This is a genomic window from Cupriavidus sp. SZY C1, from assembly GCF_032190535.1.
Classification (GTDB): domain Bacteria; phylum Pseudomonadota; class Gammaproteobacteria; order Burkholderiales; family Burkholderiaceae; genus Cupriavidus; species Cupriavidus pauculus_C.
Window position 1 is genome coordinate 15168 of record NZ_JAUANU010000019.1, and the last position, 24547, is coordinate 39714.

Genomic DNA, 24547 nt, shown 5'->3' on the forward strand with positions numbered 1-24547 from the left:
GCATTACTCCTTGGCTGGCGCGGCGGCTTCGGCCGCCGTCTCAGCCGTGGCGGGCACGGGCGCCGTGTCCAGCCGGACATTGCGGCGATTCAAGCCGAGGCCCTGCAGGTACGCGACCATGGCGTCCTCTTCGGTCTTGCCGGCAAGCTCCTCCGGAGCGCCGGCAATCTCGGCATCGGTATAGGGCACGCCCAGGCGCTGCAGCGCCTTCATGCGCGCCTGGATCGAATCGGTCGCCAGCGGCGTCTTTTCCAGCCACGGGTAGGACGGCATGACCGATTCCGGCACCACGTCACGCGGGCTGCGCAGGTGGATGCGCTGCCAGTCGTCCGAATAGCGCCCGCCCACCCGCGCCAGGTCCGGGCCGGTCCGCTTGGAGCCCCACAGGAACGGGTGGTCGTACACCGATTCGCCGGCCGTCGAGAAGTGGCCGTACCGCTCCGTTTCGGCCTGCAGCGTGCGCACCTGCTGCGAGTGGCAGCCCACGCAGCCTTCGCGGATGTAGATGTCGCGCCCCATCAGCCGCAGCGGCGAGTATGGCGTGATGCCCTGGTCGGGCTGGGTCGTGGAGTGCTGGAAGAACAGCGGCACGATCTGCACCAGGCCGGCAATGCTGACCACGATGATCGTGGCGACGATCAGCCAGCCGACGTTCTTCTCCAGCGTCTCGTGCCTGAAGAAACCTTGATTCTGAGACATTGTTTGCGTCCTCGGCGTGTCAGTGGGCGGAAGCCGGCAGGCTGGCCGGGATCGGCGCATCCACGGCCGGCTTGCCGGCGATGGTGCGGAACACGTTGTAGGCCATGATGAACATGCCACCCAGGAAGCACAGGCCGCCCAGCAGTCGGATCAGGTAGAACGGATACTTGGCCTTCACGGCTTCCACGAACGCATAGGTCAGCGTGCCGTCCGGCTGCGTGGCGCGCCACATCAGCCCTTCCATCACGCCGGCAATCCACATCGACGCGATGTAGAGCACCACGCCGATCGTCGCCACCCAGAAGTGCAGCTCGATCAGGCGCGTGCTGTACATCTGCTTTTCGCCGAACAGGCGCGGGATCAGGTAGTACAGCGAGCCGATCGAGATCATCGCGACCCAGCCCAGCGCGCCCGAGTGGACGTGGCCGATCGTCCAGTCCGTGTAGTGCGACAGCGCATTCACGGTCTTGATCGACATCATCGAGCCTTCGAATGTCGCCATGCCGTAGAACGACAGCGCCACCACCAGGAACTTGAGAATCGGATCAGTGCGCAGTTTGTGCCAGGCGCCGGACATCGTCATGATCCCGTTGATCATCCCGCCCCACGACGGCGCGAGCAGGATCAGCGAGAACACCATGCCGAGCGACTGTGCCCAGTCGGGCAGCGCTGTGTACTGCAGGTGGTGCGGGCCCGCCCACATGTAGGTGAAGTTCAGCGCCCAGAAGTGGACGATCGACAGGCGGTAGGAGTAGATCGGGCGCTCGGCCTGCTTCGGGATGAAGTAGTACATCATCCCCAGGAAGCTCGTGGTCAGGAAGAAGCCCACCGCGTTATGGCCATACCACCACTGGATCATCGCGTCCTGCACGCCCGCGTAGGCCGAGTAGGACTTCCACAGCGACGCCGGCATCTCGATGTTGTTGACGATATGCAGGATGGCGATGGTGAGGATGTACGCGCCGAAGAACCAGTTGGCCACGTAGATGTGGCGGGTCTTGCGCTTGACAATCGTCCCGAAAAAGACGATGGCGTAGGCCACCCAGACCAGCGTGATCAGGATGTCGATCGGCCATTCCAGCTCCGCATACTCCTTGGAGGTGGTGATGCCGAGCGGCAGCGTGATCGCGGCGGCCACGATGACGATCTGCCAGCCCCAGAACGTGAAGGCGGCCAGTGGCCCGCAGAACAGGCGCGCCTGGCTGGTGCGCTGCACCACGTAGTACGACGTGGCAAACAGCGCGCTGCCGCCAAAGGCGAAAATGACCGCATTGGTATGCAGCGGTCGCAGGCGGCCGAACGACAGCCACGGCGTATTGAAATTCAGTTCCGGCCAGATCAGTTGCGCCGCAAGCAGAACGCCTACGGCCATGCCGACAATACCCCAGACAACGGTCATGACGGCAAACTGCCGCACGACGCCGTAATTGAAGGTGTCGGCGCGTGGAGACGCGGTGGTGACAGCCATTCAGACCCCCAAGCTAAGTAAGAATAAACCTATTGACTGTGTGACTTTAGAAAAACGCGACCGCTGCCGCGTTGATCTCAATCAAGTCACCTGTACCGGATGCGAACTGTTTGCGTGACGTCATGTCAGTCGTGCCACGACTGCAACAGGGCCGCGTCCGTCAATGCCTGCGCTCCGGCTCCTGCGGCTTGTCGTTGTCGAGCAGAATGGCTTCGCCGGGCCGGTCCAGGTCGTCGTACTGGCCGGCATGCAGCGCCCACCAGAGCGCCCCGGCGATCAGCACGACGAGAATCAGGCTCATCGGCACCAGCAGATACAGGGTTTCCATTCAGCGCCCCTCCCCGGCCGGCACGCCCTTGACGCGCAGCAGCCGCCATGCATTGGCCACCACGAGCAGCGAGGACACCGACATGCCGATGCCTGCCATCCACGCCGTGACGTGGCCCGTGGCCGCCAGCGGGATGGCGATGACGTTGTAGGCGAACGCCCAGCCCAGGTTCTGCCGCACCACCCGGCGGGTCCGGCGTGCCGCGACGATGGCGGTGGCGACTTCCGCCACGCCGCCATGGGTCAGCACCGCATCGGCGCCGGCCTGCGCCAGGGGCGCCCCGCTGCCGATGGCAATCGATACCTGGGCCTGGGCCAGCACGGGGGCGTCATTGATGCCGTCGCCGACGGCCAGCACGACCGCCCCGCCCTGCTGCAGCGCAGCCACGTATTCCCGCTTGCCTTCGGGCGTCACCGCGCCCGCCGCGGTCGCCATGCCGAGCCGGTCGGCCCACCAGCGCACGGCCGCAACGCCGTCGCCGGAAACCAGATGGGTACGCACGCCAAGATGCGACAGGCGCTGCAGCAAGGCGCGCGTCTGTGTCCGTTCGACATCGGCCAGCTGGAAGACCGCGAGGAAGGCGTCGGCATCGCCGAGCCAGACTTCCGTGGCGCCGGGATGACCGTCATGAACGGTGGCGTCGGGCGGCGGCTGCGTTGCCAGCGCCGCGACGAATTCACGGCAGCCAAGGCGTACGTGGCGCCCGTCGACCCGTGCCTCCAGGCCCTGGCCGGGCACGTTGCGGAGGTCAGCGACGTGCGGTAGTACCTCCGTCTCGCCCGCCGCCTCCACAAACGCCCTGGCGATGGGATGCTCGCCGCCCCGCTCCATGGCCGCGGCAACGCGGCGGCAGGTATTGGCGTCCGCCGTACCCAGAATTTGCGTGTTGACCAGCGCAAAGCGCCCCTCCGTCAGCGTGCCGGTCTTGTCGAGCACCACGTCCGTGACGCGCGACAACGTTTCCAGCGCATGCGCGCGCGTCAGCAGCACGCCCCGGCGCGACAGCGCGGCGCCGGCCGCAGCCAGCGCCGCCGGCGTCGCCAGCGACAACGCGCACGGACAGCTCACCACCAGCACCGCCACCGTCACGAGCAGCGCGCGCGACGGGTCGATCCAGAGCGCCCACACCACCCCGGTCACCACCGCCATCACGAGCAGCGTGCCGACAAACCACCCGGCCACGCGATCGGCCAGTTGGGCCAGCCGGGGCTTCTCGGCCAGCGCGCGGTCGAGCACGGTCACGATTTCCGCTAGCCGCGTCTGCGCGCCGACGCGGTCCACCCGTACCTCCAGCGGGCTGGCCGTATTGAAGCAGCCGGCCAGCACGATGTCGCCCATGGCGCGCTTCACGGGCCGCGCCTCGCCGGTCAGCATCGATTCGTCGAGTTCGCTCGCGCCGGCCAGCACCACCCCGTCGGCGGGTACGATGTCGCCGGCCTTGACGCGGATGCGGTCGCCCGGCTGGAGCCGCGCCACCGGGATGCGCTCGCCGGCAACACCCGCCCCGGCCAGCCGCTCGCAGGTGGCCGGCAGCTGCCGCGCCAGCATTTCGGCGCCGCTGCGCGACGCCTGGCGGACGCGCAATTCGAGGTAGCGCGCCAGCAGCAGGAATGCGACGAACATCGTCACCGAATCGAAATAGACCTCGCCAATGCCGCGCACCGTCGCCACGGCGCTGGCCACGAAGCCCGCCGCGACGCCGATGGCCACCGGCACGTCCATGCCCATGTGGCGCTGGCGGATGGACCGCCACGCGCCGGCGAAGATCGGCCACGCCGAATAGAGCACCACGGGGACGGTCAGCGCCAGGCTGGCCCAGCGCATGAGCTGGAGCTGCCCGGGATCGATCGTGGCCTCATGCGTGTAGAGCGGCCACGCGTACATCATCACCTGCATCATGCCGAGCATGGCCACCGCCATGCGCATGAGCAGGCTGCGCCGTTCGCGGCGGTCCTGCCGGTCGGTCCGCGACACCTCGAACGGCCAGGCCGCGTAGCCGATGTCGGCCAGGCTCGCCAGCAGGTCCGCCACGCCCTGCGCGGCGGCGCGCCAGCGCACCACCACCCGCCGCGTCGCCACGTTCGCCACGACCGATTCCACGCCGTCTAGCTGTGCCAGATGCTGCTCGATCAGCCATGCGCAGGCTGCGCAGCGGATGTTCTCGGGCGCCAGCGTCACCTCGGCCCGGCCGTCGGCCAGCTCGCGCACGAACTGGCGGCGCAGCTCGGGGGTGTCGTAGGCGGCCCAGACCGGCTCGGCTTCGCGCCGCGCCTCGGCGTCGATCGGGCGCGCGAACCGGGTGACATCGCCGTACAGGTGGCCAAAGCCGGCCGCGTGCAGCGTCCGGGCCAGCGTCTGGCAGCCACCGCAGCAGAACTGGCGCGACTGGCCGTCAATCTCGGCGACGAGCGGCTGCGCGCGGTCCAGCGGCTGGCCGCAATGGAAGCAATCGGAGGTGGATTCGGATGGAGACGACGATGCCTGCCCAGGGATGCGGGCGGCGGGGGGTACGGCGGAAGCCAGGGGTGGCGCGAGGGGGGCGGCAGGTAGGGACGACATGGCGCGCTTTTATTACCCAGTGGATACTAGGTATCTCGCGCACCCTCCGCCTTGATGCAAATCAAACCCCGGGGAACGAAGTCAGATACGTCCCCCGCAGGTCTTCCGGAAACAACAGTCGACCGGGCCTGCCCCCGGCCCGCCCGCCGTTCAGGTCAGCGACGTGTCCATCACGCGCCGCTCGGACTCCAGGTACTCGCGCGACTGCATCTCGATGATCCGCGACACGGTCCGGTGGAATTCGTTGGCCATCTGGCCTTCGGTGTACAGCTCGTCGGCCGGCACCTCGGCCGATATCAGCAGCTTGACCTTGTGGTCGTAGAACACGTCGATCAGCCACGTGAAGCGCCGCGCTTCCGACGACATGCGCGGGGTCATCCTGGGCACGTCCGACAGGATCACCGTGTGGAACTGCGAGGCGATCTCCAGATAGTCGTTCTGCGAGCGCGGACCGCCGCACAGCGTGGCGAAGTCGAACCAGACCACGCCGTTGGCCTTGCGCAGCGCCTTGATCTCGCGGTGTTCGATATGGAGGATCGGCGATTCGTCCGCGGTGCCGGCAATCGACGTAAACGCGTCGCGCAGCGCCGCGCTGGCCTCGCGGCCCAGCGGCGTGTGGTACGCCTGCACCTGCTCCAGCGCGCGCTTGCGGTAGTCGATGCCCGCGTCCACGTTCAGCACGTCGAGCTTGGTCTGCAGCAGCGCGATGGCCGGCAGCACGCGGTCGCGGTGCAGGCCGTCCGGGTACAGCAGGTCGGGACGATAGTTGGAGGTCATCACGAACTGCACGCCGTTGTCGAACAACTGCTGCAGCAGGCGGTGCAGGATCATCGCGTCGGCCACGTCGCTGACGTGGAACTCGTCGAAGCATATCAGCCGGAACCGCCGCGCGATGCGCCTGGCCAGCTCGTCGAGCGGGTCGGGACGGCCGCGCAGCTCTTCGAGCTCGCGGTGCACCTCGCGCATGAATTCGTGGAAATGGAGCCGCGTCTTGCGCACCACGGGCACGCACGAGTAGAAGCTGTCCATCAGGAACGACTTGCCGCGCCCTACCCCGCCCCACATGTACACGCCCTTGGGCACGTCGGGGTGCACCAGCAGCTTCTTCAGCGCGTTGCTGCGGCGGCTCTTGTACGCCACCCACTCGTCATAGCATTGCTGCAGCCGCGCCACGGCGCGCAGTTGCGCCTCGTCGGACTGATAGCCGCGCTGCTTGAGTTCGTGCTCGTAAAACTCGTTGACGTTCATCTTGGGGGCCTGGCGGAAATACGGTGCTGCAAGCGAAAACGGCGCGCCGCGGATATTCGCGGCGCGCCGGTGCTCACCCGAGGGTGAACAGGGGCATTACATGTTCAACTGGCGCTTGTCGACGGCCAGAGCCGCTTCGCGCATGACTTCCGACATCGACGGGTGCGGGTGGCAGACCCGGCCGATATCCTCGCTGGCGGCCTTGAACTCCATCGCCACCACGGCTTCGGCGATCAGGTCCGACGCGTTGGCGGCCACGATGTGCACGCCCAGGATCTCGTCGGTCTTGGCGTCGGCCAGCATCTTCACGAAGCCGTCGGCGGCGCCCATGCCCAGCGCACGGCCGTTGGCCATGAACGGGAACTGGCCCGACTTGTACGCGCGGCCTTCGGCCTTGAGTTGCTGCTCGGTCTTGCCGACCCAGGCGATTTCCGGGAACGTGTAGATGACCCACGGCACCGTGTTGAAGTCGATGTGCGGCTTCTGGCCGACGATGCGCTCGGCCACGGCCACGCCTTCGTCCTCGGCCTTGTGCGCCAGCATCGGGCCACGCACCACGTCGCCGATGGCCCAGATGCCCGGCACCTTGGTCTGGCAGTGGTCGTCCACCTCGATGAAACCGCGCTGGTCCACGCCCAGGCCCACGGCTTCCAGGTTCAGGTTGTCGGTGTTCGGCACGCGGCCCACCGACACGATCAGGCGATCGACTTCCAGCGTCTGGTCCTTGCCGTCCTTGTCCGTGTAGGCCACGGTGACGTTGTCCTTGCCGGTCTTGACTTCGTTGACCTTGACGCCCAGGTTGAACTTCAGGCCCTGCTTGGTCAGCAGCTTCTGGGCTTCCTTGGCCACGCCCTCGTCGGCGGCGCCCAGGAAGGCGGGCAGCGCTTCCAGCACGGTCACGTCGGCACCCAGGCGGCGCCACACCGAACCCAGCTCCAGGCCGATCACGCCGGCACCGATCACGCCCAGCTTCTTGGGCACGGTGTCGTACTTCAGCGCGCCTTCGTTGTCGCTGATCAGCTTGTTGTCGACCGGGATGCCCGGCAGGTGGCGGGCCTTCGAGCCGGTGGCGATGATGACCTGCTTGGCGGTCAGCGTCTCGCCGTTGACTTCCACCTGGAAGCCCTCGGCCGCCTTGCCGGCGAACTTGCCGTAGCCCTTGAACAGCGTGATCTTGTTCTTGCGGAACAGGAACTCGATGCCCTTGGTCATCTTGCCGACGATGTCGTCCTTGCGCTTCAGCATCTTGGCCACGTCGACCTTGACGTCGCCCACGGTGATGCCATGGTCGGCCAGGTGGTGCGTGGCGTTCTCGAACTCTTCCGAGGAAGCCAGCAGTGCCTTGGACGGGATGCAGCCCACGTTCAGGCAGGTGCCGCCCAGGCGGGCCTCGCCCTTCGGGTCGTCATAGGCGTTGCCTTCCAGGCAGGCCACGTTCAGGCCAAGCTGGGCTGCACGGATGGCGGCGATGTAGCCGCCGGGGCCGGCGCCGATCACCAGCACGTCGAATTGTTTGCTCATGGGAAATTTCTCTTTGGCACGTCATGCCCGCCACGTGGCGGGGCATCCGGCGGCATCGGCAGGCGATGCGCTCGCCGGGTCCCCGCGCCGGGGCGCGGGGACGACGACAAACGGAAGACGGAGTGTCTGTCTGGGAACGCGGACCGATTACAGGTCCAGCAGCAGGCGGGCCGGATCTTCCAGCGCTTCCTTCATCGCCACCAGGCCCAGCACGGCTTCGCGGCCATCGATGATCCGGTGGTCGTAGGACATGGCCAGGTAGTTCATCGGACGGATCACGATCTGGCCGTCTTCCACCACGGCGCGGTCCTTCGTGGCGTGCACGCCCAGGATGGCCGACTGCGGCGGGTTGATGATCGGCGTCGACAGCATCGAACCGAACGTACCGCCGTTCGAGATCGAGAACGTGCCGCCGGTCAGGTCGTCCAGCGACAGCTTGCCGTCACGGGCCTTGGCGCCGAACTCGGCAATCTTCTTCTCGATGTCGGCCAGGCTCATCTGGTCGGCGTTGCGCAGGATCGGCACCACCAGGCCACGCGGCGAGCCCACCGCGATACCGATGTCGAAGTAGCCGTGGTAGACGATGTCGTTGCCGTCGACCGAAGCGTTGATGATCGGGTACTTCTTCAGCGCGTGCACGGCCGCCTTGACGAAGAACGACATGAAGCCCAGCTTCACGCCGTGTTCCTTCTCGAAGCGGTCCTTGTACTTGTTGCGCAGATCCATCACCGGCTTCATGTTCACTTCGTTGAACGTGGTCAGGATGGCGTTGGTCGACTGCGACTGCACCAGGCGCTCGGCGATACGGGCGCGCAGGCGGCTCATCGGCACGCGCTCTTCCGGGCGGTCGCCCAGCGCGGCGAAGTCCACCTGGGCCGACACCTGCGGCAGCGCGGCCTTGGCGGCGGCCGGAGCCGGGGCAGCCTTGGCAGCCGGGGCCGGCGCCGAACCGGCTGCCAGCACGTCACCCTTGGTGATGCGGCCGTCCTTGCCGGTGCCGGTCACTTGCGATGCCGACAGGCCGCCTTCGGCCATCAGCTTGGCAGCCGACGGCATGGCAACAGCGCCAGCAGCGGGTGCAGCGGCCGGAGCCGGTGCAGCGGCGGCCGGAGCGGGCGCGGCGGCAGCGGGTGCCGGGGCGGCAGCAGCCGGGGCGGCGGCGCCAGCGGTGGCTTCCGTGTCGATCTTGGCGATGACTTCATCGGCCACGACGGTGTCGCCGTCGTTCTTGATGATTTGCGACAGCACGCCAGCCGACGGAGCCGGCACTTCCAGCACAACCTTGTCCGTTTCGATCTCGATCAGGATTTCGTCCTGAGCGACGGCTTCGCCCGGCTTCTTCTTCCAGTTCAGCATGGTCGCTTCGGCGACCGACTCAGACAGTTGCGGAACCTTGACGTCAACAATAGCCATGGTTTGTAAGATCCTCGATGTATGCGTATGTGTTTCGTTGCAGGCAGGCCATCCCACGGCGCGCATCCCTGTGCGCTGCCGTGGGGGGCCAACGAATTACTTGGTCAGAACAAAGCCCTTGAGCTTGGAGAACGCGGCTTCCAGCAGCGCCTTCTGTTGCTCGTTGTGCTTTGCGTAGTAGCCCACCGCCGGCGAAGCCGAGGCGGGACGACCGGCATAACCGAGCTTCTGGCCTTCCGTCATGTTTTCCATGATGTAGTGCTGGACGAAGAACCAGGCGCCCTGGTTCTGCGGCTCGTCCTGGCACCATACGATTTCGGTCGCGGCCGGGTACTTCTTGAGTTCGGCGGCCACGGCCTTGTGCGGGAACGGGTAGAGCTGTTCCAGGCGGATGATCGCGGTGTCGTTCGCCTCGCGTTCCTTGCGGGTGTTGACCAGGTCGTAGTAGACCTTGCCCGAGCACATGATCACGCGCTTGACCTTGCTGGCGTTCAGTTCCTCGTGGTCGGGGATCACGGTCTCGAAATGGCCCTTGGCCAGGTCGGACAGCGGCGACACGGCGTCCTTGTTACGCAGCAGCGACTTCGGCGTCATGATGACCAGCGGCTTGCGGAACAGGCGGATCATCTGGCGGCGCAGCAGGTGGAAGATCTGGGCCGGCGTGGTCGGCTGCACCACTTGCATGTTGTGGTCGGCGCAGAGCTGCAGGAACCGCTCGATACGGGCCGAGCTGTGTTCCGGACCCTGGCCTTCGTAGCCGTGCGGCAGCATCATCGTCAGGCCCGAGGCGCGGCCCCACTTGACTTCACCCGACGAGATGAACTGGTCGATCACCACCTGGGCGCCGTTGACGAAGTCGCCGAACTGGGCTTCCCAGATCACCAGCGCGTTCGGTTCGGCGGTCGAGTAGCCGTATTCGAAGCCGAGCACGGCTTCTTCGGACAGCACCGAGTCGATCACCGTGAACGGAGCCTGGTTGTCCGACACGTTCTGCAGCGGCACATACGAGCCGGCATCCCAGCGCTCGCGGGCCTGGTCGTGCAGCACGGCGTGGCGGTGCGTGAACGTGCCGCGGCCGGCGTCCTGGCCGGTGATGCGCACCGGGTAGCCCGAGGCCACCAGCGACGCGAAGGCCAGGTGCTCGCCCATGCCCCAGTCGAGCATCTGCTCGCCACGGCCCATGTTGGCGCGGTCCTTGATGACCTTCTCGACCAGCGGGTGCAGCTTGACGTGTTCCGGGATCGTCGTGATCCGCTCGGCCAGGCGCTTCAGCTCCGTGACAGGCACGGCGGTGTCGGCGGCATCGGTCCACTTGCGGTTCAGGAACGGCATCCAGTCCACCGCGAACTTGTTCTTGAAGTTCGACAGGACGGGGTCCACCGTGTGCTTGCCGGCGTCCATGGCGGCACGGTAGCCCTTGACCAGCTCGTCGCCGAACTCGGCAGGGGTCAGGCTCTGCGCCACCAGCTTGTCCGCGTACAGCTTGCGGGTGCCCGGGTGCTGGCCGATCTTCTTGTACATCAGCGGCTGCGTCACGGCAGGCGTGTCCTGCTCGTTGTGGCCCAGCTTGCGGAAGCAGATGATGTCGACCACGACGTCCTTGTTGAATTCCATGCGGAAGTCAACGGCCAGCTGCATGGCGTACACCACGGCTTCGGGGTCGTCGCCGTTCACGTGCAGCACCGGGGCCTCGATCATCTTGACCACGTCCGTGCAGTACAGCGTCGAGCGGGCGTCGCGCGGGTCCGACGTGGTGAAGCCGATCTGGTTGTTGATGACGATGTGCATCGTGCCGCCCGTGCCGTAGCCACGGGTCTGCGCGAGGTTCAGCGTTTCCATCACCACGCCCTGGCCGGCAAAGGCGGCGTCGCCGTGCACCTGCACCGGCAGCACTTCCTTGTGGCCGGCGTCGCCACGGCGTTCCTGGCGCGCCTTCGACGAGCCTTCCACCACCGGGTTGACGATTTCCAGGTGCGACGGGTTGAACGCGAGCGACAGGTGGACCGGGCCGCCCTCGGTCGAGACATCGCTCGAGAAGCCCTTGTGGTACTTCACGTCACCGGCCGGCAGGTCGTCGACGTGCTTGCCTTCGAATTCGGCGAACAGGTCCGCCGGCATCTTGCCCAGCGTGTTGACCAGCACGTTCAGGCGGCCGCGGTGGGCCATGCCGATCACGATTTCCTGCACGCCCTTGCTGCCGGCGTGCTGGATCAGTTCGTCCATGGCGGCGATGAAGCTTTCGCCGCCTTCCAGCGAGAAGCGCTTCTGGCCGACATACTTGGTGTGGAGGAAGCGCTCCAGGCCCTCGGCCGCGGTCAGGCGGTCCAGGATGTGCTTCTTCTTCTCCAGCGTAAACACGGGCTTGGAGCGCGTGGTTTCCAGGCGCTCCTGCCACCAGCGCTTCTGCGCCTGGTCGCTCACGTACATGAACTCGGCGCCGATGGTGCCGCAGTACGTCTCGCGGAGGTTGTTGAGCAGCTCGCGCAGGCTCATCGACTCCTTGCCGAAGTACGTGTTGCTGGCATTGAAGACGATGTCGAGGTCGGCCTCGGAGAAACCGTAGAACGCCGGATCCAGGTCAGGCAGGGGCGGACGCTCCTGGCGCTTGAGCGGATCGAGGTCGGCCCAGTGCGAACCGATGTTGCGGTAGGCGGCGATCAGCTGCGTGGCAGCGACGCGCTTGCGGCCCATGTCGGAATCGGCCGAGGCAACAATGGTCTTGATGGGGCCCTGCTTGGCGCGCTCGGCGAACGAGGCAACGATCGGTGCGTGGGGGATGTCGCGGGCGTTGGAACCATCCACAGCGGGGACATTCTGCATCGCGTCGAAGTACGCGCGCCAGTTGTCGGGAACCGAGCTGGGATTCTGGAGATATGCCTCGTACAGCTCTTCCACATAGGGGGCGTTGCCGCCGAAGAGGTACGAATTGCTTTGGTACTGCTGCATCATGGGGCGCTCACTATTCTCCGGGTCTGCCGGAGTTAAGCGGGTTCATCAACCTTCCGCGACACGGCCTGACCGGTTAGCGGATTGCAAACAACTCTTGGGGGTCCTGCGGTTACCACCTTGAACGAACGGCACCCGGGGGTGCCGTCTGTCTTCGGTCTCGCCGCCAGACCCGAAAGGGCAAGTTGTGCGGGAAGGACCTAAGTCTTCACTCGCGGAGCATAGCACGTAATCCACTGGACAGTGGGGACTTTTCGTGATGCAAAATCGAGACACCGTGGACAGACTGTCCAGGAACGTTACGCGTCTGGTGCAATCACGTCGACGGCATCGGTAATCAGGCCGTCTAGCCCCCACGCCAGCAGGTCCTGCGCGCGGGCCGGGTCGTTGACGGTGTAGCTGAGTACCTTGAAGCCGGCCGCGTGGGCGTCGGCGATGACGCGGGCATCGAGTTCGCGATGGTTGGCGTCCAGCGCCACGCAGTCCAGGCGGCGCAGCCGGTCCAGCCAGTCGGCCGGCAGCTTGTCGAGCAGCAAGGCGCGCGGCAGGCCAGGCACGGCCAGCCGCGCCGCTTCCAATGCAGCTTCGGAAAACGACGACAGCAGCGGCGGCACCGTGGCGCCCTGCCACAGCGAAAGTGCGTCCAGCGCCACGGCCGCACCGGTACCGGTCTCGGCGCCGGGCACGGGCTTGATCTCGATATTGACCAGGAAGCCGTTGGCCTGCGTGTAGCGGGCGACGGCCGCCAGCGTCGGGATCGGCTCGCCCGCAAACGCGGCCCCGTGCCAGCTGCCGGCATCGAGCTGCGCCAGTTCGCCGAGCGTCAGCGCATCGACCCGCCCGCGGCCAGAACTGGTGCGGTCCAGCGTCGCGTCGTGCATCAGCACCGCCTTGCCGTCGCCAGACAGCTTCACGTCGAACTCGAACATCCGGTAGCCGAACGACGCCCCGTGCCGGAACGCCGCCAGCGTGTTCTCGGGCGCCAGCTTGCCCGCGCCGCGATGGGCGATGTGGCGCGGATACGGCCAGTGCGTGCCGATATCGCTCATGCCAGCGCCTCGATCCGCCTGCCGTGCTGCATGTCGAAGAAATGCAGGTGATCGGCCGACGCCGTGATAGGCAGCCGGTCGCCGGCGCGCACCGGCATGTGGCTGTCCAGCCGGACGACCACGGGCTGGCCGCCCAGCGAGCCATAGGCGAACGAATCGGCGCCCAGCGCCTCCACCACGCGCACGTCCACTTCGGCGATGGCCTCGTGCGTGGCGCACGGCTCGATGTGTTCGGGCCGCAGGCCCATCAGCGCCTGCTGCGGCAGGTGCAGGCCCATCGGCAGGTGGCCCAGCGTGGCCGTCTCGGCCTGGCCTTCCCGGGGCACCACGCGCATCTGCGCCCCGCCCTGCCCCGCCCCATTGCGCACCACCGGCACCAGATTCATCGGGGGCGAGCCGATGAAACTGGCCACGAACGTGCTGGCCGGGCGCGCATAGACTTCCAGCGGCGTGCCGATCTGTTCGACGCGGCCGCCGTTGAGCACCATCATGCGGTCGGCCAGCGTCATGGCCTCCACCTGGTCGTGCGTGACGTAGAGGCTGGTCGTCTTCAGGCGCCGATGCAGGTCCTTCAACTCCAGCCGCATCTGCACGCGCAGCTTGGCGTCCAGGTTCGACAGCGGCTCGTCGAACAGGAACACCGCCGGCTCGCGGACGATCGCCCTGCCCATGGCCACGCGCTGGCGCTGGCCGCCGGACAGCTCGCGCGGCTTGCGCTCCAGCAGCGGGGCCAGTTCCAGGATGCCGGCCGCGTGCTTCACGCGCTGCTCGATCTCGGCCTTGGCCATGCCGCGGATCTTGAGCCCGTACGCCATGTTGTCGTACACGCTCATGTGCGGATAGAGCGCGTAGCTCTGGAACACCATCGCGATGTCGCGCGCGGCCGGCTCCAGGTCGTTGACGACGTTGTCGCCAATCCACACCTCGCCGCCCGTGATCGTTTCCAGCCCGGCCACCATGCGCAGCAGCGTGGACTTGCCGCAGCCCGACGGGCCCACGATCACGATGAACTCGCCGTCGGCGATCTCCATGTCGATGCCGTGGACGACCTGCGTGCCGCCGGGGTAGGTTTTCTGTACGTTGCGTAGAGACAGCTTAGCCATGCCTTGCCCTTATTTTTCCGTTTCCACGAGGCCCTTGACGAACCAGCGTTGCATCAGCACCACGACCACGGCCGGCGGAATCATCGCCAGCATCACCGTGGCCATCACGAGGTTCCAGTCGGTGGCGGCGTCCCCGGAACGGGAGATCATCTGCGTCACGCCCACCACCACGGGCGTCATCGACTTCTGCGTGGTGATCAGCAGCGGCCACAGGTACTGGTTCCAGCCATAGATGAACTGGATCACGAACAGCGCCGCGATGCTGGTGCGCGACAGCGGCAGCACCACGTCCCAGAAAAAGCGCAACGGGCCGGCGCCGTCGATGCGCGCCGCCTCGGCCAGTTCGTCCGGGATGGTCAGGAAGAACTGCCGGAACAGGAACGTGGCCGTGGCCGATGCGATGATCGGGATCGTCAGGCCGAAGTAGCTGTCCAGCAGGCCCAGGTCGGACACCACCTTGTACGTCGGCAGGATCCGCACCTCCACCGGCAGCATCAGCGTGATGAAGATCATCCAGAAGAACGTTTTCCGCAGCGGAAATCGGAAATAGACGATGGCGAAAGCCGAGATGATCGAAATGGCGATCTTCCCCAGCGCGATGCCCAGCGCCATGATCAGGCTGTTCTTCATCATCGTCGACACCGGCGACGCGGCCTCGCCCACGCCCTGGAACAGCACGGTGCGATAGTTCTCGATCAGGTGGCTGCCCGGCAGCAGCGTCATCGGCGCATCCAGCACCTGCTCGGCGGTCAGCGTGGACGCCACGAAGGTCAGGTATACCGGGAAAGCCACCACGATGATGCCCAGTATCAGCACCACGTGGGTGATGAAGTCCAGTACAGGACGACGTTCTACCATTCTCGTTTCTCCTGTCAGTACTGGACCTTGCGTTCCACGTAGCGGAACTGCACCACGGTCAGCGCGATCACGATCACCATCAGCACCACCGACTGCGCCGCCGACCCGCCGATGTCCATGCCGCGGAAGCCGTCGTGGAACACCTTGTAGACGAGCGTGTTGGTCGAGTTGAACGGGCCGCCGTGCGTCACGGCGTCGATGATCGCGAAGGTGTCGAAGAACGCATAGACCACGTTGATCACGAGCAGGAAGAACGTGGTCGGCGAAAGTAAAGGAAATACGATGGACCAGAACCGCTTCCAGGGCCCGGCGCCGTCGATGGCGGCCGCCTCGATCAGCGATTTCGGAATGCTCTGCAGCCCGGCCAGGAAGAACAGGAAGTTGTAGCTGATCTGCTTCCACGCCGCCGCCAGCACCACCAGCAGCAGCGCCTGGTTGCCATTGAGCAGGAAGTTCCAGTCCACGCCCATCTGGCGCAGCGCGTACGACACCACGCCCAGGGTCGGGTTGAACATGAACATCCAGAGCACGCCCGCCACGGCCGGCGCCACGGCGTACGGCCAGATCAGCAGCGTCTTGTAGCCCGTGGCGGCGCGCACCACGCGGTCGGCAAAGTAGGCCAGCAGCAGCGCCACCGACAGGCCCACCACGGTCACGCCGATCGCGAACACGGCCGTTACCTGGAATGCCTCAACGTACTGGGGGTCCTTCCAGAGCGCGACGAAGTTGTCGAGCCCGACGAAATCAAGGTTGATGCCGAAGGCATCCTGCTGCAGCATCGACTGCCACAGCGCCTGCCCGGCGGGCAGGAAAAAGAAGATCAGCGTGATGACGATCTGCGGCAACACCAGCAGGTACGGCAGCCACGGCGACCGGAAGACGACGCGTTTTTCCATCGTTTGGATTCCGATTCGACACCGAGAAACACAATGCAAACGGGCGACGGTGGTGGCCGCCGCCCGCTGGAGACCTGGCGCCGCCGGGTGCGGCGCGGGGCGTTACTCGCGCGCGGTCTTCTGGAAGCGCTCGAGCTGTTCGTTGCCGCGGGCCACGGCGGCGTCCAGCGCCGCCTTGGGCTCCTTCTTGCCGGCCCAGACCGCTTCCAGTTCCTCGTCGACGATGGTACGGATCTGGACCAGGTTGCCCAGGCGCACGCCGCGCGACTTCTCGGTGGTCTTCACGACCATCTGCTGGACCGACACGTCAGCGCCGGGGTTCTTGTCGTAGTAGCCCGACTTCTTGGTCAGCTCGTAGGCGGCGGTGGTCACCGGCAGGTAGCCGGTGGCCTGGTGCCAGTCAGACTGGATTTCCGGCTGCGACAGGAACGTGAAGAACTTGGCCACGCCCTTGTATTCCTCGGCCTTCTTGCCGCCCATCACCCACAGCGACGCGCCGCCGATGATCGTGTTCTGCGGGGCGCCCTGCACGTCCGGGTAGTACGGAAGCTGCGACACGCCGAACTGGAATTTGGCGTTCTTGCGAATATTCGCCAGCGACGCCGACGAGCCCGTGAACATCGCGCACTCGCCGTTGTAGAACTTGGCCTGCGACTCGGCCTTGCGGCCGCCATAGCTGAAGTAGCCCTTCTTGACCATGTCCTGCAGGTTCGTCACGTGCTTCACGTGCAACGGGCTGTTGAAGACCAGGCGCGCGTCGGTGCCGCCAAAGCCGTTGTTCTTGCTCGCGAACAGCGTGTTGTGCCAGGCCGAGAAGCTTTCCAGGTGCACCCAGCTCTGCCAGTCGGTGGTGTACGCGCAGTTCACGCCGGCCGCCTTGAGCTTGGCCGAGTACTGCATCACCTCGGGCCAGGTCTTCGGGGCGTCGTTCAGGCCGGCCTTCTTGAAGGCGTCCTTGTTGTAATAGAACACCGTCGTCGAGCTGTTGAACGGGAACGACAGCATCTCGCCCTTGGACGACGTGTAGTAGCCAGCCACGGCCGGGATGTACGCCTTCTGGTCGAACTTCTCGCCGGCGTCCTTCATGACCGCGGACACGGGTTTGATGGCGCCCTTGGCGCTCATCATCGTGGCCGTGCCGACCTCGAACACCTGCAGGATGGCCGGGGCGCCGCCGGCGCGGAACGCCGCGATGCCGGCCGCCATCGTCTCGTCGTAGTTGCCCTTGTTGACCGGCACGATCTTGTACTCGGACTGGCTGGCGTTGAACTTGTTGGCGATCTCGTTGACCTTGTCGTTCAGCGCGCCCTGCATGGCGTGCCACCACTGGATCTCGACGGCTGCATGGGCCGTGCCGGCCAGGGCCAGGCTGGCCACGGCGGCGAACTTCATCGCAAAACGCGGAAAGGACATGTGTTTCTCCTGAGGCTGGATCGGTCGACCAATTTTTTTGAAAAAGCGACCGACTGTATGCATTTTTTGTGACAGGCATGTTACGCCGCTCCGCTGTCATCGAACAGCGGGCAAACCCGCCCTTGCCAAGCGGTTGTTGCAGCATATTGACGACCGGCAATTTGCGGCGGTCCGGCGCCGGCCCGCGGGGCTACAATGCCCGGCCATGACCGTACCGACTCCCCCGGCGCCCCCGACGCCCTTCTCCGCACTGCCCGACGCCGCGCTGCGCCGCGTGCGCGGCATCCTGACCGACATCGACGGCACGCTGACCACCGACGGCCGGCTGCCCGCGTCCACCTATGTGGCGATGGACCGGCTCAAGCGCGCCGGCCTGCATGTGATTCCGGTGACGGGCCGTTGCATCGCCTGGGCCGAGATTCTGACCAGGCTGTGGCCGGTGGACGCCATCATCGGCGAAAACGGCGCGTTCTACTCGCATCTGGTCGATAACAAGCTGGTCACCCGCTTCCTGGACGATGCCGCCACGCGCGAGTCCAACCTGTTCCGCATCCACGCGCTGGGCCAGCAGATCCTGCGCGAGGTGCCCGGCTGCGCGCTGGCATCGGACCAGGCATGGCACGCCGCCGACCTGGCCATCGACCATGCCGAGGACGTCGCGCCGCTGCCCCAGCCAGCTGTGGACCGCATCGTCGCCATCATGCGCAACGCCGGCATGACGGCCACGGTCAGCTCGATCCACGTCAACGGCTGGTTTGGCCGACACGACAAGCTGTCGATGAGCCGGCTCTGCGTGGCCGAATTGCTAGGCGACGACCTGGACGCCGCGCGCGACGAATGGCTGTTCATTGGCGATTCGGCCAACGACGTGGCGATGTTCGGCCATTTCCCGCTCTCGGTCGGCGTTGCCAACGTGCGCGACATCCTGGACAAACTGCCAGTCAAGCCGGCGTTCATCACCGAAGCGGCCGGCGGCGAGGGGTTCACCGAGATGGCCGACCGCGTGCTGCAACTGCGCCAGGGCGCCTGACGCCGCAATGGAAAAAGGGAGGCCGCAGCCTCCCTTCCCTTTCTCCCTTCTGCTCGGCGTCGCCGGACTTCAGTCGAATCCCAGTTCCTGCAGCTTCCGGGTAATCGTATTCCGGCCAATGCCCAGCCGCGTGGCGGCCTCCACGCGACGGCCACGGGTGACGCCGAGCGCGGCCTCCAGCACGGCCTTTTCGAAACGGCGCGTCAGCAGGTCCATCACTTCGGGCTGGCCGGCCTCAAGCATTGTCTTGGCTTCGCCAGCCAGCAGGCTCTCCCAGCTCTGCGTGACGGCGGCGGCGGCATAGGCCGGGGCCAGCGCCTGCGGGGCGCCCAGCACCGGCGGCCGGGTGGCGACCATCGTGTCGCCGTCGGCGCCGGGCATGCCCATGCTGTAGTCCGACGTTTCCACCGCGTCGTAGTCGCCGGACGGGCGCGGATCGGCCGCCAGCGGGCGCGATGCGGCCAGGCCGTCGTGCTCGCCATGGCCGGCGTCGATCATCTCGCGCGGCAAGTCCTTGACCTCGATCGTCTGCGCGGGCGCCATCACGGTCAGCCAGTTGCACAGGTTCTCCAGCTGCCGCACGTTGCCCGGGAACGGCAGCGTACTGACGTAGGCCAGCGCGTCGTCGGACATCCGCTTGGGCTCGACGCCCAGTTCCTTGGCGCTCTTCTGCAGGAAATGACGCGCCAGCAGCGTGATGTCCTCGGGCCGCTCGCGCAGCGGCGGCAGGCGCAGCCGGATCACGTTCAGGCGGTGGAACAAGTCCTCGCGGAACAGCCCTTCCTTGACCCGCGTCTCCAGGTTCTGGTGGGTGGCCGCGATGACGCGCACGTTGGCGCGCAGCGGGTTGTGGCCGCCCACGCGATAGAAGTTGCCGTCCGACAGCACGCGCAGCAGCCGCGTCTGCAGGTCGAATGGCATGTCGCCGATTTCGTCCAGGAACAGCGTGCCGCCCTCGGCCTGCTCGAAGCGGCCCCGCCGCATGGTCTGTGCGCCCGTGAACGCGCCGCGCTCATGGCCGAACAGTTCCGATTCCAGCAGGTCCTTGGGGATGGCCGCCGTGTTCAGCGCGATGAACGGCCCGTTGGCGCGCGGGCTGTGCTTGTGCAGCGCGCGGGCCACCAGTTCCTTGCCGGTGCCGGACTCGCCGGTGATCATCACGGTCACGTTCGACTGCGACAGCCGGCCGATGGCGCGGAACACGTCCTGCATGGCCGGCGCCTGGCCCAGTATCTCGGGCGCATCGACGAGCCGGTCGTCCATTTCCTCCTCGCGCAGGCTTTCTTCCAGCGCGCGGCGGATCAGCTCGACGGCCTTGTCGACATCGAACGGCTTGGCCAGGTATTCGAAGGCGCCGCCCTGGAACGCCGCCACGGCGCTGTCCAGGTCCGAGTAGGCCGTCATCACGATGACCGGCAGCCCCGGATGGCGGGCCTTGATGGCCTGGAGCAGGTCCAGCCCCGAGCCACCGGGCATGCGGATATCGGAAATCAGGACCTGCGGCTCGTCTTCCTCCAGCGCCGCGAGCACGTCGCGGACGTTGGTAAAACTGCGGGAGAGCAGGCTTTCACGGGCAAGGGCCTTTTCGAGGACCCAGCGGATTGATTGATCGTCGTCGACTATCCAGATCGGCTTCATGTGCGTCGCTTGTCTGCTCGGTGTCATGTGGTCTCCCGTGTGGCCCACTGGGTCGCCCCGCCCGAAGCGTCGATACGCCGATCGACGGTCAGTGCAGCGGCAGCAGGATACGGAAGTCGGTACAGCCCGGCCGGCTCTCGCATTCGATCAAGCCCTCGTGCTGCTGCACGAAGGTTTGAGCGAGTGTGAGACCGAGACCGCTACCGCCATCCCTCCCCGACACCAGCGGATAGAAGATGCGTTCGCGAATGTCCTCGGGGATGCCCGGGCCGTTGTCTATCACATGCAAGTCCAATGCCAGCTTGTACAAACGCTTGGCAATCGTGACCTGGCGCGCCACCCGCGTGCGCAGCACGATCTGGGCATCGCCCTGCGCAATGCGCTCGTGCAGCGCCTGGGCCGCGTTGTGGACGATGTTCAGCACGGCCTGGATCAGTTGCTCCATGTCGCCGCGCAGTTCGGGCAGGCTGGCGTCGTAGTCGCGCACGATGTCGAGCCCGTTCGGGAATTCGGCCAGCACGACCGATCGCACGCGTTCCAGCACCTCGTGGATGTTCAGCTCGGACACGATGTGCGGATGCCGGTGCGGCTCCAGCAGGCGGTCAACCAGCGTCTGCAGCCGGTCGGACTCCTTGATGATGACCTGCGTGTACTCGCGCAGCGCCCGCTCGGGCAGTTCGAACTCCAGCAGCTGCGCCGCGCCGCGGATGCCGCCCAGCGGGTTCTTGATCTCGTGGGCCAGGTTGCGGATCAGTTCCTTGTTGGCCGACGTCAGGTCCAGGATGCGCTCCTCGCGGTCGCTGCGCACCTTCTGCTCGTTCAGCAGGATCTCCACCAGCACCGTGCTGGCATGGCTCTCGATGCCGCCGACCACCACGTGCGCGTGCATCGGCTCCTGCAGCGGCGGGCGCAGCACCAGGTCCTGCCGGCGCACGTCGACCTGGCGGGCGATCACGGTCTCGATCATCGTGTCCAGCTCTTCCGAGGCGCCGAACAGGTCGGGCAGCGTCAGCTCGACCATGGCCTTGCGCGACATCGCAAAGCTGGCCTCGGCGGCCGGGTTGGCATAGACCACGTGCAGCCCGGGCTGGCGCACCAGCAGCACCGGGTTGGCCACCACGTCCAGGCCGGGATGGAACGCCACGTCGCCCAGCGGCAGGATGTCGGCGTCCAGGTCCGGCGCCTCCGGCTTGCGGTCGGCTCCGGTGACCTTGCGGGAGACTCCGCGAATCAGGCGACGCATGGGCTTCAGTCCTTCAGGTTCGACAGTTCGCGCCGCAGCGACGCCACGTTGGCCTCGCTGCGCGCCACGTCATCGCGCAGCCGTGCCGTGCGATCGAGATATTTCTGATAGTTGCGCTCGTTGCCCTGGCGCTCGGGCTCGCCGTTGTTGTACTCGGCGCGCAGCCCGGCCAGGCGTGATTCCTCGGCCTGCAGCTCCTGCTCCAGCACCGACCGGCGCTCGCTGTCGCGGTTCTTCTGCGTGGCGCTGTCCACGCGCGGGAACGCGGCCGGCGACGTGGCGGCAGCCTTCGTCCCCGACGTCACCGCGCCGCTGGTGCGGCCGCCCGGCACGGTCACCACGTCCGGCAGGTTCAGCTTCTTGCAGTCCTTGCTGTTGCCGGGATTGCCGTTGCGGTACTCGGGCACGCCGCTGGCGCCCTTGCACAGGTACACGTCCGACGACTGCGCGGCCGCCGGCGCCATCCAGGCGCCCAGCGCGATGGCAGCCATCGTCACCAGAATGGGGAAACGCACCCGCATCTGGTGCGGCAGCACGCTGCCGGCCATGCGGAAACCCTTGTTCGAAATCGCTTTCATGAACGTCGCCATGACGGTTAGGGAAGGAGCCCCATTCTAGCGATCAACGTCGCCGATAAAACAAAAAGGGACAGCCGAAGCCGCCCCTTCCTGGTGCAACTGTTGCCCGGTCACAACCTGGCAACCCGTTCTCGCTTTACAGCGAGTAGTACATGTCGAACTCGATCGGGTGCGTCGTCATGCGGAAACGCGTGACTTCTTCCATCTTGAGTTCGATGTAGGCGTCGATCATCGAGTTCGAGAACACGCCGCCACGGGTCAGGAACTCGCGGTCGTTGTCCAGGTACTCCAGCGACTGGTCCAGGCTCGAGCAGACGGTCGGGATCTTCGCGTCTTCTTCCGGCGGCAGGTCGTACAGGTTCTTGTCGGCGGCTTCGCCCGGGTGGATCTTGTTCATCACGCCGTCCAGGCCGGCCATCAGCAGCGCCGAGAAGCCCAGGTACGGGTTCATCAGCGGATCCGGGAAGCGCGTCTCGATGCGGCGGCCCTTCGGGTTGGCCACGTACGGGATGCGGATCGAGGCCGAGCGGTTGCGGGCCGAGTAGGCCAGCTTCACCGGGGCTTCGAAGCCCGGCACCAGGCGCTTGTACGAGTTCGTGCCCGGGTTGGTGATGGCGTTCAGCGCGCGGGCGTGCTTGATGATGCCGCCGATGTAGTACAGCGCGAATTCCGACAGGCCGGCGTAGCCGTTGCCCGCGAACAGGTTCTGGCCGTCCTTCCACACCGACTGGTGGACGTGCATGCCCGAACCGTTGTCGCCCACCACCGGCTTCGGCATGAACGTGGCGGTCTTGCCGTAGGTGTGCGCAACGTTCTGGATCACGTACTTCTGCAGTTGCGTCCAGTCGGCGCGTTGCACCAGCGTGCTGAACTTCGTGCCGATTTCGTTCTGGCCCTGGCCAGCCACTTCGTGGTGGTGCACTTCAACCGGAATGCCCAGCGATTCCAGGATCAGGCACATTTCCGAACGCATGTCCTGGAACGTGTCGATCGGGGCGACTGGGAAGTAGCCGCCCTTCTTGCCCGGACGGTGGCCGCTGTTGCCGTGCTCGAATTCCTTGGCCGACGACCACGGTGCTTCTTCCGACTGGATCTTCACCGAGCAGCCCTGCATGTCGATGTTCCAGGTCACGCCGTCGAAGATGAAGAACTCGGGTTCCGGACCGAAGAAGGCGGTGTCGCCCAGGCCGGTGCTCTTCAGGTAGGCCTCGGCGCGCTTGGCGATCGAGCGCGGGTCGCGGTCGTAGCCCTTGCCGTCCGACGGTTCGATCACGTCGCAGGTCAGGACCAGGGTCGGTTCTTCATAGAACGGGTCGATGTAGGCGGTACCCGAATCCGGCATCAGCAGCATGTCCGACGCTTCGATACCCTTCCAGCCGGCGATGGACGAACCGTCAAAGGCGTGGCCGCTTTCGAACTTGTCTTCGTCGAAGTGCGACGTCGGAACCGAGACGTGCTGTTCCTTGCCCTTGGTATCCGTGAAGCGGAAGTCGACGAACTTGACGTCGTTTTCCTTCACGAGCTTCATCACATCTGCAACGCTCTGCGCCATGCCTATCTCCTGGAAATTCGAGGCTGTGTCTGAGAAAGCCATTGTTGGTGCGACCTCCGGACCTGCCGATCTGGCCGCCCCAAAAGGGACGAGGGATGTTAGCAGAAAGCATGCCAACGCCCGTCCCGACGGGGCCGCCAATCGCACAGACTTCCCGAAAAACGTGCATCTGCGGCCAAGTCGGCACCGTGGAGGCGATTCCGGATTGCATGCAATCCTGTCCGCCGCACGATCCGGCCACGCGCTGGCGCGGTCAGAGGGCCTGTCCGCCATCCATGAAACACCAATCTGGTGCACGATTCAAGCTACCGCACCGTATCGGTGCCTTCGCCGCCTACCCGCACCAGAACGAGGCATTTCACGCAGGTCATTTTTCGGGCCGCTCACAACGGCCGGGCGCTAGAATAGCGCCGATTCCAGCCGGTTCCCAGCGAAGATTTGGGCTTTGTTGCCATGACATCGGGCCGACGCCGGACTTGCCCGCTTTCTATTGACTCCGCCGCACACAATGACTACCCGAGACACGCTCCTCCAGGCCGCCCACGACCGCCAGCAACAGGGCCAGCTTGCCTACTACGGCGCCCTCACCCCGCAGGAAGCCTACGCCCTGCTGCAGGCCGACCCGCGCGCCGTCCTGGTCGACGTGCGCACGCAGGCGGAGCTGGACTGGGTGGGCGGCGTGGCCGTGCCGGACGAGCAGTTCGCCCATGTGGAGTGGTCGACGTACCCCGGCGGCACCCAGAACCCGAATTTCGTGGCCGAGCTGAAGGCCCGCGTGCCGCAGGACGCCCCGGTGCTGTTCCTGTGCCGCAGCGCCGCCCGCTCCAAGCATGCGGCGCGCGTGGCCACCGAGGCCGGCTACACGCTGGCGATGGATGTACTGGAAGGGTTCGAAGGCGCCCGCGACGACGCCCACCATCGCAAGACCGTGGAAGGCTGGTGCTTCCGCGGCCTGCCGTGGCACGGGGCCTGATGGGTTCCTGAAGGTTCTTGCCTGGGCGCTGT

19 protein-coding genes are annotated in these 24547 nt (G+C 66.1%); 2 read left to right on the forward strand and 17 right to left on the reverse strand.

Annotated features, from left to right (window positions below; genetic code table 11):
• Window positions 1-3 precede the first annotated feature (3 nt).
• From ccoO to ugpB, 13 genes are all read right to left on the reverse strand, one after another.
• Window positions 4-699 (reverse strand): cytochrome-c oxidase, cbb3-type subunit II, encoded by a 696-nt coding sequence (gene ccoO, locus QTN24_RS23105; RefSeq protein WP_313840004.1) that lies wholly within the window; start codon window positions 697-699, stop codon window positions 4-6.
• Window positions 700-718: 19 nt separating this feature from the next.
• The gene (ccoN, locus tag QTN24_RS23110; protein ID WP_313840005.1) at window positions 719-2167 is read right to left on the reverse strand and encodes a cytochrome-c oxidase, cbb3-type subunit I; all 1449 of its coding nucleotides are present in this window, start codon (window positions 2165-2167) and stop codon (window positions 719-721) included.
• Window positions 2168-2327: 160 nt separating this feature from the next.
• Window positions 2328-2495, reverse strand: coding sequence for a cbb3-type cytochrome oxidase assembly protein CcoS (gene ccoS / locus QTN24_RS23115; RefSeq protein ID WP_124684030.1), 168 nt, complete (start codon window positions 2493-2495; stop codon window positions 2328-2330).
• Window positions 2496-5054 carry a heavy metal translocating P-type ATPase gene (locus QTN24_RS23120; protein WP_313840006.1) on the reverse strand — a complete coding sequence of 853 codons (2559 nt, stop codon included), beginning with the start codon at window positions 5052-5054 and terminating at the stop codon, window positions 2496-2498.
• A 150-nt stretch (window positions 5055-5204) separates the two neighbouring features.
• Entirely contained in the window at window positions 5205-6302 is a 1098-nt protein-coding gene (gene zapE / locus QTN24_RS23125; protein ID WP_124684028.1) for a cell division protein ZapE, read from the reverse strand.
• A gap of 96 nt (window positions 6303-6398) precedes the next feature.
• Window positions 6399-7823 carry a dihydrolipoyl dehydrogenase gene (lpdA, locus tag QTN24_RS23130; protein WP_124684027.1) on the reverse strand — a complete coding sequence of 475 codons (1425 nt, stop codon included), beginning with the start codon at window positions 7821-7823 and terminating at the stop codon, window positions 6399-6401.
• A 147-nt stretch (window positions 7824-7970) separates the two neighbouring features.
• On the reverse strand, window positions 7971-9236 hold the full coding sequence (gene odhB, locus QTN24_RS23135) for a 2-oxoglutarate dehydrogenase complex dihydrolipoyllysine-residue succinyltransferase (protein ID WP_313840007.1): 1266 nt from the start codon (window positions 9234-9236) through the stop codon (window positions 7971-7973).
• 96 nt (window positions 9237-9332) lie between these two features.
• A complete protein-coding gene (locus QTN24_RS23140; RefSeq protein ID WP_124684025.1) occupies window positions 9333-12185 on the reverse strand; it encodes a 2-oxoglutarate dehydrogenase E1 component in 2853 nt (950 codons plus the stop codon).
• Window positions 12186-12481: 296 nt separating this feature from the next.
• The gene (gene ugpQ, locus QTN24_RS23145; RefSeq protein WP_313840008.1) at window positions 12482-13231 is read right to left on the reverse strand and encodes a glycerophosphodiester phosphodiesterase; all 750 of its coding nucleotides are present in this window, start codon (window positions 13229-13231) and stop codon (window positions 12482-12484) included.
• Window positions 13228-14334, reverse strand: coding sequence for a sn-glycerol-3-phosphate import ATP-binding protein UgpC (locus QTN24_RS23150; RefSeq protein WP_313840009.1), 1107 nt, complete (start codon window positions 14332-14334; stop codon window positions 13228-13230). Before QTN24_RS23150 ends, ugpQ begins: the two co-directional genes overlap by 4 nt.
• Before the next feature lie 9 nt (window positions 14335-14343).
• Window positions 14344-15192 (reverse strand): sn-glycerol-3-phosphate ABC transporter permease UgpE, encoded by an 849-nt coding sequence (gene ugpE, locus QTN24_RS23155; protein WP_124684022.1) that lies wholly within the window; start codon window positions 15190-15192, stop codon window positions 14344-14346.
• Window positions 15193-15206: 14 nt separating this feature from the next.
• Window positions 15207-16088: a sn-glycerol-3-phosphate ABC transporter permease UgpA gene (ugpA, locus tag QTN24_RS23160; protein ID WP_124684021.1), complete on the reverse strand. Its 882-nt coding sequence runs from the start codon at window positions 16086-16088 to the stop codon at window positions 15207-15209.
• Between the two features lie 102 nt (window positions 16089-16190).
• Entirely contained in the window at window positions 16191-17501 is a 1311-nt protein-coding gene (gene ugpB, locus QTN24_RS23165; protein ID WP_124684020.1) for a sn-glycerol-3-phosphate ABC transporter substrate-binding protein UgpB, read from the reverse strand.
• 205 nt (window positions 17502-17706) lie between these two features.
• On the opposite strand from ugpB, the gene QTN24_RS23170 reads away from it, so the two are divergent.
• Entirely contained in the window at window positions 17707-18531 is an 825-nt protein-coding gene (locus QTN24_RS23170; RefSeq protein WP_313840010.1) for an HAD-IIB family hydrolase, read from the forward strand.
• 69 nt (window positions 18532-18600) lie between these two features.
• Here QTN24_RS23170 and ntrC read toward each other — a convergent pair whose 3' ends face one another.
• The 4 genes from ntrC to QTN24_RS23190 all read right to left on the reverse strand — a co-directional run bounded on the left by ntrC (window position 18601) and on the right by QTN24_RS23190 (window position 23542).
• Window positions 18601-20169 carry a nitrogen regulation protein NR(I) gene (gene ntrC / locus QTN24_RS23175; protein ID WP_313840011.1) on the reverse strand — a complete coding sequence of 523 codons (1569 nt, stop codon included), beginning with the start codon at window positions 20167-20169 and terminating at the stop codon, window positions 18601-18603.
• 88 nt (window positions 20170-20257) lie between these two features.
• The gene (gene glnL / locus QTN24_RS23180; protein WP_124684018.1) at window positions 20258-21412 is read right to left on the reverse strand and encodes a nitrogen regulation protein NR(II); all 1155 of its coding nucleotides are present in this window, start codon (window positions 21410-21412) and stop codon (window positions 20258-20260) included.
• Window positions 21413-21417: 5 nt separating this feature from the next.
• Window positions 21418-21990, reverse strand: coding sequence for a DUF4124 domain-containing protein (locus QTN24_RS23185; protein ID WP_124684017.1), 573 nt, complete (start codon window positions 21988-21990; stop codon window positions 21418-21420).
• Between the two features lie 136 nt (window positions 21991-22126).
• Entirely contained in the window at window positions 22127-23542 is a 1416-nt protein-coding gene (locus QTN24_RS23190) for a 3-hydroxylaminophenol mutase (protein ID WP_313840012.1), read from the reverse strand.
• 508 nt (window positions 23543-24050) lie between these two features.
• On the opposite strand from QTN24_RS23190, the gene QTN24_RS23195 reads away from it, so the two are divergent.
• A complete protein-coding gene (locus QTN24_RS23195; protein WP_124684015.1) occupies window positions 24051-24515 on the forward strand; it encodes a rhodanese-like domain-containing protein in 465 nt (154 codons plus the stop codon).
• Window positions 24516-24547: the final 32 nt, after the last annotated feature.

What these genes read in the sequence shown, in the direction of transcription:
- ccoO (WP_313840004.1), bottom strand. Translation starts at nt 699, where the DNA reads ATGTCTCAGAATCAAGGTTTCTTCAGGCACGAGACGCTGGAGAAGAAC.
- ccoN (WP_313840005.1), bottom strand. Translation starts at nt 2,167, where the DNA reads ATGGCTGTCACCACCGCGTCTCCACGCGCCGACACCTTCAATTACGGC.
- ccoS (WP_124684030.1), bottom strand. Translation starts at nt 2,495, where the DNA reads ATGGAAACCCTGTATCTGCTGGTGCCGATGAGCCTGATTCTCGTCGTG.
- QTN24_RS23120 (WP_313840006.1), bottom strand. Translation starts at nt 5,054, where the DNA reads ATGTCGTCCCTACCTGCCGCCCCCCTCGCGCCACCCCTGGCTTCCGCC.
- zapE (WP_124684028.1), bottom strand. Translation starts at nt 6,302, where the DNA reads ATGAACGTCAACGAGTTTTACGAGCACGAACTCAAGCAGCGCGGCTAT.
- lpdA (WP_124684027.1), bottom strand. Translation starts at nt 7,823, where the DNA reads ATGAGCAAACAATTCGACGTGCTGGTGATCGGCGCCGGCCCCGGCGGC.
- odhB (WP_313840007.1), bottom strand. Translation starts at nt 9,236, where the DNA reads ATGGCTATTGTTGACGTCAAGGTTCCGCAACTGTCTGAGTCGGTCGCC.
- QTN24_RS23140 (WP_124684025.1), bottom strand. Translation starts at nt 12,185, where the DNA reads ATGATGCAGCAGTACCAAAGCAATTCGTACCTCTTCGGCGGCAACGCC.
- ugpQ (WP_313840008.1), bottom strand. Translation starts at nt 13,231, where the DNA reads ATGAGCGATATCGGCACGCACTGGCCGTATCCGCGCCACATCGCCCAT.
- QTN24_RS23150 (WP_313840009.1), bottom strand. Translation starts at nt 14,334, where the DNA reads ATGGCTAAGCTGTCTCTACGCAACGTACAGAAAACCTACCCCGGCGGC.
- ugpE (WP_124684022.1), bottom strand. Translation starts at nt 15,192, where the DNA reads ATGGTAGAACGTCGTCCTGTACTGGACTTCATCACCCACGTGGTGCTG.
- ugpA (WP_124684021.1), bottom strand. Translation starts at nt 16,088, where the DNA reads ATGGAAAAACGCGTCGTCTTCCGGTCGCCGTGGCTGCCGTACCTGCTG.
- ugpB (WP_124684020.1), bottom strand. Translation starts at nt 17,501, where the DNA reads ATGTCCTTTCCGCGTTTTGCGATGAAGTTCGCCGCCGTGGCCAGCCTG.
- QTN24_RS23170 (WP_313840010.1), top strand. Translation starts at nt 17,707, where the DNA reads ATGACCGTACCGACTCCCCCGGCGCCCCCGACGCCCTTCTCCGCACTG.
- ntrC (WP_313840011.1), bottom strand. Translation starts at nt 20,169, where the DNA reads ATGAAGCCGATCTGGATAGTCGACGACGATCAATCAATCCGCTGGGTC.
- glnL (WP_124684018.1), bottom strand. Translation starts at nt 21,412, where the DNA reads ATGCGTCGCCTGATTCGCGGAGTCTCCCGCAAGGTCACCGGAGCCGAC.
- QTN24_RS23185 (WP_124684017.1), bottom strand. Translation starts at nt 21,990, where the DNA reads ATGAAAGCGATTTCGAACAAGGGTTTCCGCATGGCCGGCAGCGTGCTG.
- QTN24_RS23190 (WP_313840012.1), bottom strand. Translation starts at nt 23,542, where the DNA reads ATGGCGCAGAGCGTTGCAGATGTGATGAAGCTCGTGAAGGAAAACGAC.
- QTN24_RS23195 (WP_124684015.1), top strand. Translation starts at nt 24,051, where the DNA reads ATGACTACCCGAGACACGCTCCTCCAGGCCGCCCACGACCGCCAGCAA.